The organism is Spirulina sp. 06S082, assembly GCF_034932145.1.
In the GTDB taxonomy this organism is placed as follows: domain Bacteria; phylum Cyanobacteriota; class Cyanobacteriia; order Cyanobacteriales; family Spirulinaceae; genus CCY15215.
In genome coordinates this window covers 1-16226 of sequence record NZ_JAYGHV010000155.1, presented here as the reverse complement: position 1 = coordinate 16226, position 16226 = coordinate 1, and the positions used below count along the sequence as shown (strand labels likewise).

The window sequence follows — 16226 nt, the reverse complement described above, 5'->3', positions numbered from 1 at the left end:
AGATACAGTAATTGTCCTGTTAAAAGTGCAATACAAAAGCACCCTAATTGAACAACTCCAAGGCGGTAGCGAAACTAATATAAAGCCGTCCTATAAGGACGGGGTTTCTACCCAATTTTTCTGATGAGTGCAGTTCTACAGGTCGGCGATCGCCAACTCGATTCCGAACAGGTCATTTCTTTACTGACCTCCCCCCAAATTCTTCCCCATCTCCTGCGAGAAATTATTATCGACAGCGCGATCGCGTCGGTTGCTTGTACGCGGGAAGAATTAGAACAATTTTGTCAGAATATTACCCAACAACCCCAGAATAGCGGCATTTCCCCACAGCAAATCGCCCGAGTTGCACCGAGACAACTGAAACTGGAAAAATTTAAAGAGGCTCAATGGGGGGCTCAAGTCGAAGCAGAATTTCTCAGCAATAAGGAACAATACGATCGCGTTCTTTTCTCCATTATTCAAAGTGAAGAATTAGAGGTCATTCAAGAACTATATTTTCGCCTTCAAGAAGAGGAGGCTGCTTTTGGGGATTTAGCTGGGAAGTATTCTCAAGGTCCTGAAGCCCATAGTAATGGCTTAGTTGGACCGATCGCCCTGCACAATCTGCACCCCAAACTGGCCCAAATGTTGCGAATCTCTCAACCTGGACAGATTTCACCCCCATTTCGGGTGGACAAATGGGTGGCGATCGCGCGTTTGGAACGCTATATCCCCACTAAGTTCGATACAGCTTTGCGTCAACGTCTTATCGCCAGCCGCTTTGAAGCATGGTTAGAAGCACAAATTGCTAAAGAATCTAGATCGTTGAATCTGGCTCAAGATATTCAACTCCCCGAACGCCTTCTCTCCTCACAAAAAGCTCAAGTTCTTGAAGTTGAGGAAGTCCAAGACGAAATCGAACCAGATAACAGCACAACCGAGGCGATCGAAGTTTCCGACTCCGTTACTTTTGAGGCAATCTCCACCAGACCCGAACCCGAAAACGAACCCGATCCCCTGGCTAAAAATAGCGCTAAAATGGCTCAAAAATGGCGCTCTTATAAACCCTTGGGAATTCGTGAAGCGGCGGTTCTCGCCCTAATTCCCCTTGCTTTAGGAGGATGGTCTGTCGCAGCATTTTTTGGTTTCGGGACCCAAGGAAGCCCTTTTTCGCGGGCAACGGAAGCAGGAATACCCTCTTCGGGTAGGGCGGAAGCAGCCTCGGAGGAAACCTTCGGCGTTCCCCACAAAGAAGCCTTTCGCGTTGCGGTCAATCATGCCATGAGTGCAGCAGATTTGACTCAAACCGCCGCTACTCCGGAAGATTGGGATCGGGTGAGTCAGAATTGGCAGCAAGCGATCGCCTTAATGCGGGTTGTGCCAGTAGATCATAAGTCCTATACCGTGGCGCGGGAGAAAGTTATTGAATATCAAGGTTATCTCGAATATGCCAGCCAACAGGCTCAGAATCCTAATGGGGTATTTCGGGCGGCGATAAATCAGGCGATCGCGGCAGTGAATGCAACGGAAATCGCTCGTTTTCCCGAGGAGTGGGAACAAGCGGTACAAGATTGGACTCGGGCGATCGAACTGATGGAAACAGTAAGTGAGGATCATCCTCAATACGAAACTGCACGGGAGAAGGCGATCGAATATCAAACTTATTTGGCTTATGCTCAGGGGAAGGTGAATTAGAAGCGATAACTAAAATTTTTATCGATTTAGCAGCGATCGCCACAAATCTGCCCTAGATTATTGCACAATTAAATGCCACTCTAATACCACTTCGGCAGGTATTCTTAAAGCGATCGCGCTTTCATCCTTCATCTTCAAGAGGAGTTGCACTGATGCGACTTGAGGCAATTGGGGTAACACTGTTTGGAAATCAAACTCACCCACATTATCTGCGGGGGATTCTGTGGCAAAAAAGTCCTCAGCAAGCAAAACTTTTCCTGTAGAAGTAAATACTTTCAGGGGTTGGGGATGAGCAAAGTTAGTAAGATCGGGAAATCCCACCAAACGCAAATGGATGCTATTTTCCCCATTATCTTTCTCTCGTTTAAATAACACGACTTGCCACGGTTCATCAATCTCGTCTCGCAAAGTGTGGCGAGATTGATAGAGCATTTGTCCTGGAGCTTCTTCCATTTGGTAAACGGCGGCTGTGGCATTAGAGGCGATCGCACCCCAACTTAATATTAACAGCCCGAAAAGAAGACTTAAAATTAGCGATCGCTGGAAAAATTGACGCATTATTTTTTGTTGAAAGTAATGTTCCCACACCATTATTTTACAATGGTACTAAAGGCTTTTAATTGATGCAGGCGATCGGCTTGTTCTTGTATTCGATCGGTGAGGCGATCGCAAACCAATTCGCAAAGATCGAAAATCATCGGATCGCTAATCTCATAATAAACGCTAACACCGACGGGTTTGCGGGTCAAAATGCCAGCTTGTGTTAAAATCTTTAAATGCTTAGAAAGATTAGCTTGTCCCAATCCTGTTTCTTCGGAAAGTTGCGTCACATTCATCTCTCCCACTTTTAAACTGTTCAAAATTTGTAGGCGACTGACTTCAGAGAGCATTTTAAAATAATCAGCAACGGGAGCAAGGGCAGCCGCAGAGTTTTTATGGTTTAGACTTTTAGTCACGGTTCCGATTATAGTTATCTATTTAACTAACTAACAATATAACATTTTATCGTTGCTCTCTGTTTTCGATCGAGGATGAGGCAGGGATTGCGCTACAATCGAAGGCAAAGAAAATAGCTGCGATCGCAAAATTCCCATGCCCTTTACTCCCAATCCCATTGCCTTTGGAACCGACGGCTGGCGCGGTTTAATTGCCGCCGATTTTACCTTTGAGCGCGTCACTTTAGTTGCTCCTCTTGCGGCGGAAGTGTTAGCGAAAAATTTTGGCGAAACTACTGGTAGTAACTTAATTGCGATCGGATACGATCGCCGTTTTCTAGCAGAATCCTTTGCTAAAGCCGTGGCAGAATCCGTGCAAGAAGCTGGTTTTGATGTTCTCCTTGCCGATAGTTACGCCCCAACCCCCGCTTTATCCTGGGCAGCAAAAGAGCGAGGAGCATTGGGTTCTTTAGTTCTCACTGCCAGTCACAATCCCGCAGGTTACTTAGGTTTAAAGGTAAAAGGAGCATTTGGCGGCTCAGTCACACAAGAGATCACCAAGCAAATAGAAACATTACTGCCTCGGGGTTTTGTGGCCGGGAAAACCCCCGGAAAATTGGAGCATTTCGATGCTTGGGAAAATTATTGTCGGGAATTGCGTTCCAAAGTAGATATTGCTAAAATCGCCAATGCTATTACCTCTGGGAAGATTCGCGTTTTTGCCGATGTCATGCACGGTGCGGCAGCGACGGGGCTAAAGCGCTTGTTAGGGGTAGAGATTGAAGAAATCAACGGCGATCGCGATCCCCTGTTTGAAGGGGGCGCACCGGAACCCCTCCCCAAGTATATTCCTAAACTATTCCGCGCTATCCGCGAGGCAGCACGGGAAGGTAAAGAAGAGATTCGCGTCGGATTTGTCTTTGATGGAGATAGCGATCGCATTGCTGCGGTAGATGGGGCAGGAAATTTCCACAGTTCGCAAATTCTCATTCCTATCCTGATGGAACATTTATCCCAACGCAAGGGATTTAAAGGAGAAATTGTCAAGACCATTAGCGGCTCGGACATCATCGCCCGTTTAGCAGAATCTTATCATATTCCGCTTTATGAAACCGCGATCGGTTATAAATATATTGCCGATCGAATGCTATCAGCAGAAGTTCTCCTGGGAGGAGAAGAATCGGGAGGGATCGGCTATGGCTCCCACATTCCCGAACGAGATGCCCTCCTAGCCGCCCTTTACGTCCTCGAAGCCGTGGTAGAATCTGGGCGAGATATCAGGGATCTCTACGCAGATTTACAAGCACGGGTAAACTTTCAATCGGCCTACGATCGCATCGATCTCCCCCTTGCCAGTATGGAGGAACGAGGAAAATTATTAACACTGCTCAAAACCAATACCCCCACAGAAGTCGCAGGAAAAGCCGTCACAGACTGTTTAACCATTGACGGCTATAAGTTTCGGCTAGAAGATGGTAGTTGGTTACTGATACGATTTAGCGGCACAGAACCCGTTTTGCGTCTTTATTGCGAAGCAACAGACGAGATACAGGTTAAGAAAACTCTAGAGTGGGCAAAAAATTGGGCAAATTCCGCACTTTAAATCAACATTTTCCAGATAATAGAGGAATCCTCTCCATGACTGCTCATTACGATCGCATTGCCCATCTTTACGTTAAAACCCAAGACTTGCCTTATCGTCCTCATATTGAAGAGTACACCTACTTGCAAATCATTGGGGATGTTGCTGGACTATCGGTGCTGGATCTTGCTTGTGGAGATGGACTTTATACCCGGCAATTTAAGGAGAAAGGGGCTTCTCGGGTCGTGGGAGTAGATATTTCCCCCAAAATGATCGAATTGGCACGAGAACAGGAAAATGAGCATCCTTTAGGCATTGAGTACATCGTTAAAGATGCTCTCGAATTAGGCAAAATTGGTGAATTCGATCGCGTAGTTTCTTCCTATTTATTGTCCTATGCCCAAACGCGATCGCAGCTTTTGCAAATGAGTTGGCAGATATTCCTCAATCTTAAACCAGGAGGATGTTTTCTGAGTATCAATACCGATTATCAATTTCCTCATGCAGAGTCTTCACGATTAAAGAAATATGGCATTGCTTTTAAACTACCTGCTTCGATACAAGAAGGCGATGCGATCGCTTTTACTTTAAAAACTGTTGGCGATCGCCAGGATGTTAAATTTAATAACTATTATTTCGATCGTACCACTTACGAAGAAGTTTTTCAAGAAGTCGGCTTTTCAGAAATTCACTGGCATCAAGTCATTGTTTCTCCAGAAGGGATTAAGGAAAAAGGACAAGAATTTTGGCAAGATTTTCTCGATCATCCTATTTTTGTTGGCATTGAGTGCTTAAAACCGAGAGAATAATAGGGCAGAGGGAATGCGATCGCGGCTATCTCGAAATTACCCAAAAAATTGAAATTTATTATGTCATCTTTTATCGGACACAGTTTAGCTGGGGCAACTATTTTTTGCTGCGATCGCCAACTGGGGGGAGATTTATCGACGAAAAAGCGCGATCGCTTTTTGTGGTTATTCTGGCTTATTATTTTAGCTTGTACCCCCGATTTAGATTATATTATTCCCTTTTTTCGTCCTAGTAATAATCAAGGAATTCGCATTACGCATTCTTTGGCAGGTAGTCTTATTTTACCATTGTTAACCAGTTTAATGCTCTTTTTTATCATCAAAAACAGAGCAACATTAAAGAAATACAGTATTCAAGCCTTTTGTGCCGGATTATCTCATCTTTTGCTCGATATTTTGGTGGGAGTAACAGTTTTACCGTTATTGTTTCCTTGGAGTCGAGAAGTATTTAAACTTTCCTTTGGAATCTTACCAAGTGCTGGAAAAATATCTCTCACTAACTATTATTTTTACAGAAATCTTTATCTCGAATTAGGAGTTATACTCCCTTTAGCTATTGCTCTGATTTTATGGATTTGGCGCAAGAAATCTCATAAATTTTTATTTTTATTGCCCATATTTTTATTGATTTCTTTTCATTTTATGTTTGTATCTTTTCATTTACCGAGATAGTTAGAGATGTTTAACCCCATGATATCGAATCATCATGGGATTGAATTAGACTAAGGGGAATTCACACTAATTAGCCGAGATTCAGGAATTTGTCCAGAGAATTTTCCCTCATCCGTTAAAACTCCAACCATGCGGATAGGATAATCGGGATGAATATTGAGATCGTGCCACGGAATCGCCACTTCCAAACATTGATTTAACGCCATATAAGCAGTACACTTGCGCCGATGCCACTCCTGATATTCTCCCGCTTCATCTAACCAAATCTCCCCCGATCGCAAGTTAATCCCTAAATGATGATGAAACCCATAATTTAAGGGTTCAATATCCAGCAATTCCGGTAAAGGTGCTGGATTATTACACATTAAAATACCGGGATAAAACCAAAGTAGATGTAACTCTGAAGGCAATTCTTTAAATAGATCGATTCCCGATTTAAAATCCAAACGGAGATAAAAATTGAGGTGATCCAAGCCATAAAATAAACGCTGTACTGTACTGCTTTGGTGCATGGTTCCCCTTGCACCGCCAATTTCCACCAATCCTGCTTTATCCCAGTCCTGTTCGTCCCCAAACCCGTCAATAATGGGATGAATAAAGCTACTGGGAACGCGATCGCCGTGGATGTCGTGACGTTCTACCTCCTCCTTTAAAGACTCGGGAACAGGTTCGCCTAATGCTTCATAAATCTCGATTAAGTGTTCTCGAAATAGGCGATCGAACATGGCATCTTGGTTAGAAGAATGTCCTTCCCCAAACCACCAAAACCAATCAGACCCTTCCGCAGCATATAACGCTTCCCATACCCTCGGATTCTTCTCCTCCGTTGCTTCTGGATGCCGATCCAAAGTCTTTCGCGCTTCGTAAAGTAAATCCCAAGCGCGATTTTTCACTGGATCGCCAATCCAAGTGGTAAAACTGCCATCCACCCAAGAGCCGCTATGGAGCTTTTCTAGAGGGATTGTTTGCGTGGGAGGGTATTTCGTCAAAAAGTCCGAAACCGTTACTAATTCGAGATTCTGCTGCTGGCTGAGACGTTGATAGAGATTGTTTAGGAAAGGTAAACCATCCTGTTGATAAAATTCCCAACAATTTTCCCCATCTAAAGCAATCGTCACCAACCAAGGTTCATCTTGGTCGTCCCTGCGAGAGTTGGCGATCGCCTGCAAATGTCCCACTAAATCCTCTGCTGCATCTTGAGGAGACATGGCACTATAAGTAAACCCGATCAAATCCGACAAGCGGTGATCTCGAAAGGCGATCGCCACATCTCCATAAGGAGTTTCCAAACGATAAGGACGATATAAAACCTCCGGATCGTAGAGATTTCCCCTCTCATCCCGATGGAAAAAGCGATCGAGACTCCATCCCAACACAGCCTCATCGGAACAGATCCACTTAAACCCCTCTCGCGCAATATAGGGTAAAATTGCCGGACTCACCGACTGTTCCGACGGCCACAACCCCCTAGGATTCCGTTCAAAACGTTCCCGATATATTGCTTTAGCCTTGTGGAGATGTCGGGGAATATCTTCTGGCCACTGAAAGCGATGCTTAGGTAATGCCATATTTGGCACCGCAACCCGTCCCGCATGAGTATCCGCCAACAAAGGTAAAATAGGGTGAGTGTAGGGAGTCGTTGTGATTTCTAACTGTCCCATCTCCTGCATCTGTCGATGTTTGGGAATAATGCGCCCTAAAATTTCCTGTTGTTTGCGATAAATCCCCTGGCGATCTTCTACCGTAAAATCTTTCCCTCTTCGCAACCATCCTGCAATCTGGGGATCGTCCCAAAACAAAGGATCGATCCAAACTAAATTATGCCATGCCAATAAATCCCCATAATCCCTTGCCTGCCAATTCTGCAAACACCATTGCTCTCCTTTTTCTTTACGTTGATGATACAATTGAGCGTAACGAGGATGGGGATCGATCAAAGTGTGATGATTGCCATCAAAAAAATGTTCGATGATAAAATTCTTTTGCTCTAAATTCAGTTGTGTTTCCGCAGTTAAAGCAACTGCCAAATAAGGGTCGATCGCCGTCCCAGCAATATAATCTTCGATCTGCAAAATCAGAGAAGGAACAAGATTAACCGTTTGGTGTAGCTGGGGATACTTCTCCAACATCAGGATCAGATCCAAATAATCTTTGGTTCCATGCAATCTCGCCCAAGGCAAGCGATACTCCCCTTTTGTGGACTTGTAGAGGGGTTGGTGTTGATGCCAGATAAAGGCGATGTAGAGAGGATGGGACACGATCGCAAAGAAGTAAACCGAATAGAAATGATCGAAAAAAATCGAGTCGGTGTTCACTATAACCCGATTGTTCGATCTTAAATCTATATTTTTCCTTTGCGATCGCTAAAGTTTACATAACTTGTTCGACTTCTACAACTTCGGGAATTTTTTCCCGCAAGCGACGTTCAATGCCCATTTTTAATGTCATAGTCGAACTGGGACAAGCACCGCAAGCACCCTGCAAGCGTACTTTAACAATTGGCCCGTCAATATCGACCAATTCAACATTACCCCCATCCGCCATCAGATAAGGACGCATCTCGTCGAGGACAGTCTCAACGTTTTCATCCGTTAGTGCTAAAGTTGACATCGTTTGCCTCTTTCCTATTGCGATAACTTCCCTCATCCTAGCGCGAGCAAGGGTAAAATTTTTCTCAACGTTATCTCGATCTGTTCGATCTAAAGGTAGATTTTGATAACTTTTGGGGAATTCTTATAGAGAATACTTAGTTGCCGATGGTAATTCACTTTTTGAGTATAGATTTCTTACATAATGATTATTTCTGATATTTTATCCCCTTCTATTGCACTTAAGAACATAAAATTAGGCATTGTTTGTCCCATGTCTAACGAACGTGATGTTGTCCGCTCATTTGTTAATTCTGTTTTATCTTACTGCAATGAATTTCAATCAGTGCATTTTTTTATTGTTGTCGATCGCGCTAGTACAGATGGCACAATTGATATTCTCCATCAATTATCGCAAACTGACCATCGTATTTGTGTAGTATGGGACGAATCCAGTCGCTGTGTTGTCGATGCCTATTTTCGTGGCTATCGCGAAGCCATTACAGCAAAGTGTGATTGGATTTTAGAAATTGACGCAGGATTTAGCCATAATCCAGAAGATATTCCTAAATTTTTGGCGAAAATGCAGCAAGGATATGATTGTGTATTTGGTAGTCGGTTTTGTCCTGGAGGAAAAATCAGCGATAGTTCTCTTAAGCGTTATTTAATTAGTTGGGGTGGTACTTTTGCCACCAACTTTCTATTAGGCACAAAACTAAGTGATATGACCAGTGGATTTGAAATGTTCACTCAGAAAAGCCTACAAGCCGTCCTCGATAATGGTATTCACTCTAAAAATCATTTTTTTCAAACAGAAATTCGTGTTTTTTGTCATCATTTTCAGATTGTTGAAGTTCCCATCCATTACCGTTTTGCCAGTTCTCGAGTCAAGAATAGTATTATCGTAGAAGCGTGTAAAAATTTGTGGCGCTTGACACGCAAACGTCTTCAAGGGAAATTGTGGCAGTCACAACTTACCCTCGAAGATTCTCATCATGATTTTCAGGAAACATCGAGGTATTAATGTTAATTGAGCAATATAAGTAGGTTAATTATTAATTCTCTCATTACTATGGATAGCAAAGTTGCCCTAGTTGTCACCTCGATCGCGCGGCCAAATATGGCATTAAAAAAACTATCTCAATGCGTCCAAGATAAAAATTGGTCTTTTATTATTATTGGTGATGTGGCCAGTCCTGCTGATTTTTATCTGGAAGGATGTGATTTTTATAATCTTTCTCATCAGTTGGCATTAAATTTTAAATTTGCTCAAAGCTGTCCCAAAAGACATTACGCAAGAAAAAATATTGGCTATTTATTAGCCTTACAAAACAACGCTGAAATTATAATCGAGACTGATGATGATAATATTCCCTACCCAAACTTTGAAAATCCGCGTCAACGACAGCAAATGGTTCCTGTTGTTTCAGAGAGTCACTGGATTAATGTTTACCGCTACTTTACTGAAGCAAATATCTGGCCGCGAGGATTACCCCTTGATACTATCAATAAACCGCTTCCCGATACTTGGGAAAATTTAGAGATAGCGCTTGTAGATTGTCCCATTCAACAAGGTTTAGCCGATCGCAATCCCGATGTAGATGCGATTTATCGCTTAACTTTACCCTTACCCCAAGACTTTCGACGCGATCGCCGTTTAGCATTATCGAGAAATAGTTGGTGTCCTTTTAATAGTCAAAATACAACTTGGTGGCACGATACATTTCCCTTATTATATCTTCCTGCTTATTGTTCCTTTCGGATGACCGATATTTGGCGTAGTTTTGTCGCACAACGCATTGCATGGGAAAATAATTGGCACATTTTGTTTCATGAACCGACAGTATGGCAAGAACGAAATGAACACAATCTCATGCACGATTTTGAGCAGGAAATTGTCGGCTATTTGCACAATTACAGATTATGCGAGGCATTGCAAGCATTGCCTCTACAATCGGGTCAAGACAAGTTGGCAGATAATATGCGAATCTGTTACGAAAAACTTGTTAGTCTATCAATTCTCGATCGCAAAGAGTTGAAATTACTCGATCTCTGGCTTGAGGATATAACCTTCTTGACAAAATAAAGACAAAATATTAAGATATTTAAGCAAAATAAAAAAAATCTGTAGAAACGCTTTGGGGGAACGCCACTACAGAGATCGGGGTGTGTGCAAATAGTTTGCATTGCTTATATCTTTATAATAAGAATTTTCTCAAGCTCATTCAATCTATAAAACTCATATAAAAATAACAGAAATCTAATATCTTGCAGTCATGTTTGTTCGCAACAATACAAATTTACTATTAAAAATTTACTATTAAAAATTACGACTTCTGAAAATACTGTCGATATAACTCACAACTCAAAGTAGCTTTATTCTCATCCAACTTAATCAACCCCATGCTATATAACTTATGAGATGAATTTGGCTCTAGTTCAACAGGTTTTTCTGTACTTACTATCTCCTGAAATGCACGAGCGAGTTTGGGTTCTGCTTGTAAGTTTGCCCAATGACGCTGTAAGTGATGGGCATAAATTCCCGTTGTTGTGGCTGCCGTTTTTAACAATTGAGTGAGAGTTAACTCATCTTGATGCAGATTGTAAAGCGCAACTTGCACGAGCGCTGGATGTCCTCCCACTAAAGCTCTCAGTTGTTTCGCCTCTGTCCCATCCGTCCAGTTTAATTCATAACGCCGAGCTAATTCTTGTATCTGCTCGAGGCTAAAAGAGCTTAAGTGAACCGGCAATCCAACATTAAATGGAGATTGGTTAAGTTTTAGGGGAACATAAACTTCTGTTGAATGAACAACAATAGTCCGAAGATTTTGCCAAATTCGCACTTTTTTGGCCTCCTCAAACCACGATCGCAATAAGGGCAAAAAATCTTGAGCGACTTGGGGATGCTCGAAAATCCGATTGACTTCATCAAAAGCTAACACGAGGGGAGCCTTAATGCGATCGAGGATATAGTCCTGCATATAAAGCAGACAACTAACAGAACTGCCAATATCATCATCCCAATAATCGGCAATTTTTGACTCGATCTTGAGTTGACGGCTAATATTGGCGCAAATCCAGCGTAAAAAGAGATTGAAATCGTTAAGCGTTCCGCGATCGGTTTGCTGTAAATTCAAATGAACCGTATGATACTTTTGCTCTTTAGCATAGTGTAGAATCCGGAGCAGTAATGAAGTTTTGCCCATTTCTTGAGGGGCTTTAATCCGAACAAGAGCGCCGGGTTGGGTGATTTGCTCGCAAACCTGCGGCTCAATCTCATCAAGTCGAATATAATAGGGAGAATCAATAGGGAGAGACCCATTCGGATATGGTGGGGACTTGTGTTCCTTTGCAGGTTCTTCTTGAGGAAAAATAGGGGATATCAACCTAGGTGTGTGGGGTATCGATGGGTCTATTTCTTCCTTTTGCCAAGATAAATGAGGTTCAATTTCAGTCGCGATATAATTTTCTAATATCGCCCGACAATTTCTTTTAGTTACGCGCTTCCCAATGAGATCGGATAGTCGCCGACATAATCCAGGTGCAACCACGTTGCTAATGTAGTTTGTACTGTAATCTTCCTGTTGAGCAATTTCAATATAGGTTTTATACTGCCATATCCCTTGCAAGAGCAAAATTTCTGTTGCATTGAGACAACGGATTTGGGAAACAACTAATTTGCGATTGAGAATCTCAATGAGCGAATCGAGGTCCATAGCAACTGTAGAGAGATTTAAAGGTAAGTTCATCATTTTCTCCTCTGTAGTTTGGCGATCGCATGAATTACACCCCTAAAACTTAATTTTTTAATAAAAATACCACTATAAAATTATATCTCTTTGTTTCAACTTAATGATTTTTCTAGGGAATCAGTATTAGAAATATTAACAAAATATGAGCTATCTTTCAATCAATATTGAATAATCCAGAGATTTACCGTAAATTTACTCAGAAATAACATTCGTGTTTATTGTTTACGGTATGCGGCACTTTCTGACTCTAGCTTGCAAGAGGGTAGCACTTCGGGAAGCGTCTCGCACATCTAGATTTGGCAATTCTCGCTGAAAAATATATCCCTTCTATGATTCACGGAAGAAGAATATTGCCAATACATCGAAAAAACAAACGTACTTGCTGCTTACTCGATCTCTGCTAAAATAGATATGAATGCTAGTAAACTCATCCAGTGAATGGCTAAATCTAATAAACAACAAAGCAATCCTTTTTCTACTGGCGGTGGTGGTACAAATTTTGAGACGCGAGTTCAAGCAGCATTTACTGTTCTCATGCTGACTGGCCGACTAGCACCCTGTATACCTCCTTTCCCAATCGCAAAAATTAAGTTGCAAGGACGTTATGCTGGCTTTAATACCGATGATTGTATCATAATTGCGGAACATCCACAAACAAAACAAGAGGCAAAACTGTTTGCTCAGATAAAACATGAGATTAGTATCACAAAAAGTGATGATACTCTGGCTGAAGTGATTCAGAGTATGTGGAATGATTTCAATGACAAAAGTTTTGATTCTAAAATTAATGCTCTTGCTCTTATTACAGGAATTCTGAGTGAAGTTGATATCAATCATGTTCGCCCTATTCTTGAATGGGCAAGACACTCTGAAAATGAAAAAGAGTTTTTATCTAAAGTCCGTACAGAAAACTTTAGCAGTGATAAAAAAAGAGAAAAATTACAGGCTTTTCAAAAACATTTAAAGGATGCTAATGATGGAATAGATGTTTCCGATCGAGAGCTATGGAAGTTTTTGAAAGTTTTTCATCTCATTGGTTACGACTTAGATACAGAATCCGGAATCACTTTATCTTTATTGCATTCACTGATTGCTCTATATTCAAATGAAACTGCACCACTAATTTGGAGCAGAGTTGTAGAGTTTGTTCAATTTGATAATCAAAATGCGGGAACAATTACTTTAGAGACTGTACCAGAAGATATCAGAAATGTATTTAACACGATGATGTTTTCTGATTGGTCTTCAGATTTTAAAAGGCTCAAGGAACATGGCCAGATTATTTTAAAGCAACTCAAAATTGATGTTGGTGGAGTCCATATTAAGAGATCGGATATATTTGAATTATTGAACGTTGCAGAAACATCTAGTTTTGTTTTTGTCTCTGGAGAACGAGGTTCGGGAAAATCGAGCCTCATGCGAGAATTTTCAGATACAATCGATCACAGTATTCCTCTATTCTGTCTGCGTATAGAAGATTTAGATAGAGCGCATCTAGATAATGTATTTTCATGGATAGGTTTAAAAGGTTCATTAAGTGATTTAGAAGCAGGGTTCGCTTTGATGCCAAAAAAATACCTGATTATTGAATCTCTAGAAAAACTTCTTGAATTGGAAAACACTACAGCATTTACAGATTTATTGCATTGGTTAAATCATCAAAAAAATTGGACTGTAATCGCTACTGGTCGAGATTACGCATATCAGCAAATAATTTTTAATTATCTTCAGTCTTTTGAAGTTAATTTTAAAACACTTACACTCAAAGGTTTTAGCGATCGCCAAGTGCAAAGTTTATGCGAACAACTCACACCTTTGCAAAATTTTGCAAACAATCCAAAATTAAAACCATTACTAACATCTCCATTTTATGCGAATTTTGCTTATAGAGTTATGACAACGGGAACAAAGTTTTCGTCTGAGGATGGTGAAAAAGAATTTCGTATAGCTGTTTGGAAAGAGATAATTGCTAAAGAAAAAGAACGAAAAAATGGAATGCCAATCAAGCGAAAAAATACCTTTATAGATATAGCAGTAAGTCGAGCAAAGCGAATGGTATATGGAGTTTCATCTGTAAATTTTGATGAAGAGACTGTCCTAAAACTTGAGGAAGATTATTTAATTAGCCGAAATTATCACAACGATCTTGTTAGTCCAGCACACGATATCTTAGAGGATTGGGCGCTTGAAAAATACATCGAAAATGCTTATGAGCAATATTCAAATGAGATACAATATTTTCTTGATAAAATTGGTCACGAACCTGCTATAAATCGCGCTTTTCGTTTGTGGCTTCATCAAAAATTGAGATATGGAGAAAATATCGAACATTTTATATATTCTATTCTTGACAATCAAAATATTCAGAGATATTGGCAAGATGAAGCGATCGCTGCTGTGCTTCAAGGTGATAATCCCAATGAATTTCTCAAGCTGTTACAAGAGCGTCTCTTTTCCAATAATGGAGACCTTCTCAAACGTTTCTGCTTTATCCTCCGAATTGCTTGTCAAGCACCTAATAGCCAGATTGCTTCAGAGTCACAAACAAAAGATGAAAAAACTTTAGTTGATACTTTATATTTCAAACCTTATGGTAAAGGATGGCAATCTCTTATTTGCTTTTGCTTCAAGAATAAGGATCGAATTACTAAAAATTTAGAACCACATATTATAGCTGTTTTGGATAATTGGTCGTCTGTACTTAATTTGAACAAAGAGCTACCTATACCCGCTCGTGAAGTTGGATTACTTGCCTTACATTTATTAAACGATCTGAAAGATTCATATAATGATAAAGGCGATCGTAAAAAGCTACTCAGTATAATAATACAAACAATTTCAGTAATTCATGAAGAATTCATAGAACTTCTTGAAACAGATATCTTTGCAACGCAAGGGCAAAATCGCCGACCTCGCTATATCAAAGATTTTTGTAAAATGTGTTTTGAAGGTGTTGAATCAGCTTTCTTCTGTAAACACGATCCAGATAGATTAATAAAACTGGCTTATCTAGAATTGCTGATTGAAGAATCTAAGGAAAGTAGCTTATTTCAAAATAGGAGTGCTATAGTAGGAGACAAATGCTTTGGTCTTCACGAATATCGATATAGATTCTACCCAGCTAGTGGTGCAAAAGGACTTTTCCACTTACTTCTTAGATTTCACGCAAGGAAAGGTTTAGATTTTATTCTAGAATTACTTAATTTGACGGTAGCTAAAAATATTCAAATTTACTTAAACTCACCACGTTACGAGTCACAAGACCAATCAGAACTATCAAAATTAGTTCCTACAAGACTAGATATTAAGCTCAACAATGGAGAAATAGTCTCTCAATATTGCTGCGAACATTTTTGGTTAGCGTACCGAGGATATTCCACTGTACCATATTTACTCCAATGTGCTTTGATGGCTCTTGAGAATTGGTTAATTGCATATACAGAAAATTGTTCTGAGCCTAATGAACTAGAAGAGCTATTTAATTATATTTTACAAAAGAGCAACTCCGTTATGCCAACAGCAGTATTGGCTTCTGTAGCAACAGGATTTCCTGAAAAAGTAGGAAAATCTGCAATGCCACTTTTACAAACTCCCGAGCTATATCGCATGGATATAAATCGAATAATCCAAGAGCGAGGAAAACACGAAACTGATTGGCATAATTCTGGCTTTAAAAGAGAAGAACTATCTAAAATTTATTCAGAAGAGAGACGCATCGCTGCATTACGTCCGTGGAGAGGAGAACGTTTAGAAACACTTTTGGTACGCCTTCAGTTTTCGGAATGGAAAGATGAAGCGTTTTCCGTTGTAGATACTTTACATTCAATTAAGCCTCAAGATGACACGCTTCGATTTCTTTTACATCGAGTGGATAGCCGCACATGGAAACCTATTGTAGATGATGAAGAAAATAATAGAATTATCTTCAAATCTGAAAATTTAGAACCCGATTTAGAAGAAATCCAGCAAAATACTTTGACCACAATACAAAAACAAAATCGCATCTCTACAATATGGGTTTGGGCAACGAAGACTTTTAAACGAGAACCACTTGAAAAAGAATACTATTCAACTTGGAGAGATGCCTTTACTGAAGCTCAAACACTTCTCGAACAATTAAAAGATGAAACAGAAAATGATTTTGAAAATTCAAGAAATATGGCATTAGGTTCTATTGTCACTGCTGCTGCAATTTTTCTAAGAGATCATTATTC

General features: G+C 40.6%; 12 protein-coding genes. 7 read left to right on the top strand and 5 right to left on the bottom strand.

Features of this window, described 5'->3' with window-relative positions; translation table 11 throughout:
* The first annotated feature begins 123 nt into the window (after positions 1 to 123).
* Positions 124 to 1674 (top strand): peptidylprolyl isomerase, encoded by a 1551-nt coding sequence (locus VB714_RS11675; RefSeq protein ID WP_323224289.1) that lies wholly within the window; start codon positions 124 to 126, stop codon positions 1672 to 1674.
* Positions 1675 to 1731: 57 nt separating this feature from the next.
* On the opposite strand, the gene VB714_RS11670 is transcribed toward VB714_RS11675, so the two are convergent.
* Together VB714_RS11670 and VB714_RS11665 are read right to left on the bottom strand one after the other, a co-directional pair.
* Positions 1732 to 2265, bottom strand: coding sequence for a DUF3122 domain-containing protein (locus VB714_RS11670; RefSeq protein WP_323224287.1), 534 nt, complete (start codon positions 2263 to 2265; stop codon positions 1732 to 1734).
* Positions 2265 to 2630, bottom strand: coding sequence for a metalloregulator ArsR/SmtB family transcription factor (locus VB714_RS11665; protein WP_323224285.1), 366 nt, complete (start codon positions 2628 to 2630; stop codon positions 2265 to 2267). Before VB714_RS11665 ends, VB714_RS11670 begins: the two co-directional genes overlap by 1 nt.
* A 136-nt stretch (positions 2631 to 2766) precedes the next feature.
* Between VB714_RS11665 and VB714_RS11660 the strand changes: the two genes are divergently transcribed.
* Genes VB714_RS11660 through VB714_RS11650 form a run of 3 tightly spaced genes read left to right on the top strand, consistent with a single transcriptional unit; the run spans position 2767 to position 5672 of the window.
* Positions 2767 to 4212, top strand: coding sequence for a phosphoglucomutase/phosphomannomutase family protein (locus VB714_RS11660; RefSeq protein ID WP_323224282.1), 1446 nt, complete (start codon positions 2767 to 2769; stop codon positions 4210 to 4212).
* The gene (locus tag VB714_RS11655) at positions 4179 to 5000 is read left to right on the top strand and encodes a class I SAM-dependent methyltransferase (RefSeq protein WP_323224280.1); all 822 of its coding nucleotides are present in this window, start codon (positions 4179 to 4181) and stop codon (positions 4998 to 5000) included. The genes VB714_RS11660 and VB714_RS11655 overlap by 34 nt, the downstream gene beginning before the upstream one ends.
* Positions 5001 to 5060: 60 nt before the next feature.
* The gene (locus VB714_RS11650; RefSeq protein ID WP_323224279.1) at positions 5061 to 5672 is read left to right on the top strand and encodes a metal-dependent hydrolase; all 612 of its coding nucleotides are present in this window, start codon (positions 5061 to 5063) and stop codon (positions 5670 to 5672) included.
* A gap of 50 nt (positions 5673 to 5722) precedes the next feature.
* On the opposite strand, the gene VB714_RS11645 is transcribed toward VB714_RS11650, so the two are convergent.
* Positions 5723 to 7930 carry a glycoside hydrolase gene (locus tag VB714_RS11645; RefSeq protein WP_416309659.1) on the bottom strand — a complete coding sequence of 736 codons (2208 nt, stop codon included), beginning with the start codon at positions 7928 to 7930 and terminating at the stop codon, positions 5723 to 5725.
* 112 nt (positions 7931 to 8042) lie between these two features.
* Positions 8043 to 8282, bottom strand: a complete 240-nt coding sequence (locus VB714_RS11640; RefSeq protein WP_204106757.1) for a NifU family protein — start codon at positions 8280 to 8282, stop codon at positions 8043 to 8045.
* Between the two features lie 252 nt (positions 8283 to 8534).
* Between VB714_RS11640 and VB714_RS11635 the strand changes: the two genes are divergently transcribed.
* The gene (locus VB714_RS11635; RefSeq protein ID WP_323224275.1) at positions 8535 to 9284 is read left to right on the top strand and encodes a glycosyltransferase; all 750 of its coding nucleotides are present in this window, start codon (positions 8535 to 8537) and stop codon (positions 9282 to 9284) included.
* 48 nt (positions 9285 to 9332) lie between these two features.
* Complete coding sequence (locus VB714_RS11630) at positions 9333 to 10346, top strand: STELLO glycosyltransferase family protein (protein ID WP_323224272.1); 1014 nt, start codon at positions 9333 to 9335, stop codon at positions 10344 to 10346.
* Between the two features lie 241 nt (positions 10347 to 10587).
* On the opposite strand, the gene VB714_RS11625 is transcribed toward VB714_RS11630, so the two are convergent.
* A complete protein-coding gene (locus VB714_RS11625) occupies positions 10588 to 12012 on the bottom strand; it encodes an AAA-like domain-containing protein (RefSeq protein WP_323224269.1) in 1425 nt (474 codons plus the stop codon).
* A 438-nt stretch (positions 12013 to 12450) separates the two neighbouring features.
* On the opposite strand from VB714_RS11625, the gene VB714_RS11620 reads away from it, so the two are divergent.
* The coding region (locus VB714_RS11620; protein ID WP_323224267.1) for an ATP-binding protein at positions 12451 to 16226 on the top strand (3776 nt) is incomplete at its 3' end.

What these genes read in the sequence shown, in the direction of transcription:
- VB714_RS11660 (WP_323224282.1), top strand. Translation starts at nt 2,767, where the DNA reads ATGCCCTTTACTCCCAATCCCATTGCCTTTGGAACCGACGGCTGGCGC.
- VB714_RS11635 (WP_323224275.1), top strand. Translation starts at nt 8,535, where the DNA reads ATGTCTAACGAACGTGATGTTGTCCGCTCATTTGTTAATTCTGTTTTA.
- VB714_RS11650 (WP_323224279.1), top strand. Translation starts at nt 5,061, where the DNA reads ATGTCATCTTTTATCGGACACAGTTTAGCTGGGGCAACTATTTTTTGC.
- VB714_RS11625 (WP_323224269.1), bottom strand. Translation starts at nt 12,012, where the DNA reads ATGATGAACTTACCTTTAAATCTCTCTACAGTTGCTATGGACCTCGAT.
- VB714_RS11640 (WP_204106757.1), bottom strand. Translation starts at nt 8,282, where the DNA reads ATGTCAACTTTAGCACTAACGGATGAAAACGTTGAGACTGTCCTCGAC.
- VB714_RS11670 (WP_323224287.1), bottom strand. Translation starts at nt 2,265, where the DNA reads ATGGTGTGGGAACATTACTTTCAACAAAAAATAATGCGTCAATTTTTC.
- VB714_RS11675 (WP_323224289.1), top strand. Translation starts at nt 124, where the DNA reads ATGAGTGCAGTTCTACAGGTCGGCGATCGCCAACTCGATTCCGAACAG.
- VB714_RS11630 (WP_323224272.1), top strand. Translation starts at nt 9,333, where the DNA reads ATGGATAGCAAAGTTGCCCTAGTTGTCACCTCGATCGCGCGGCCAAAT.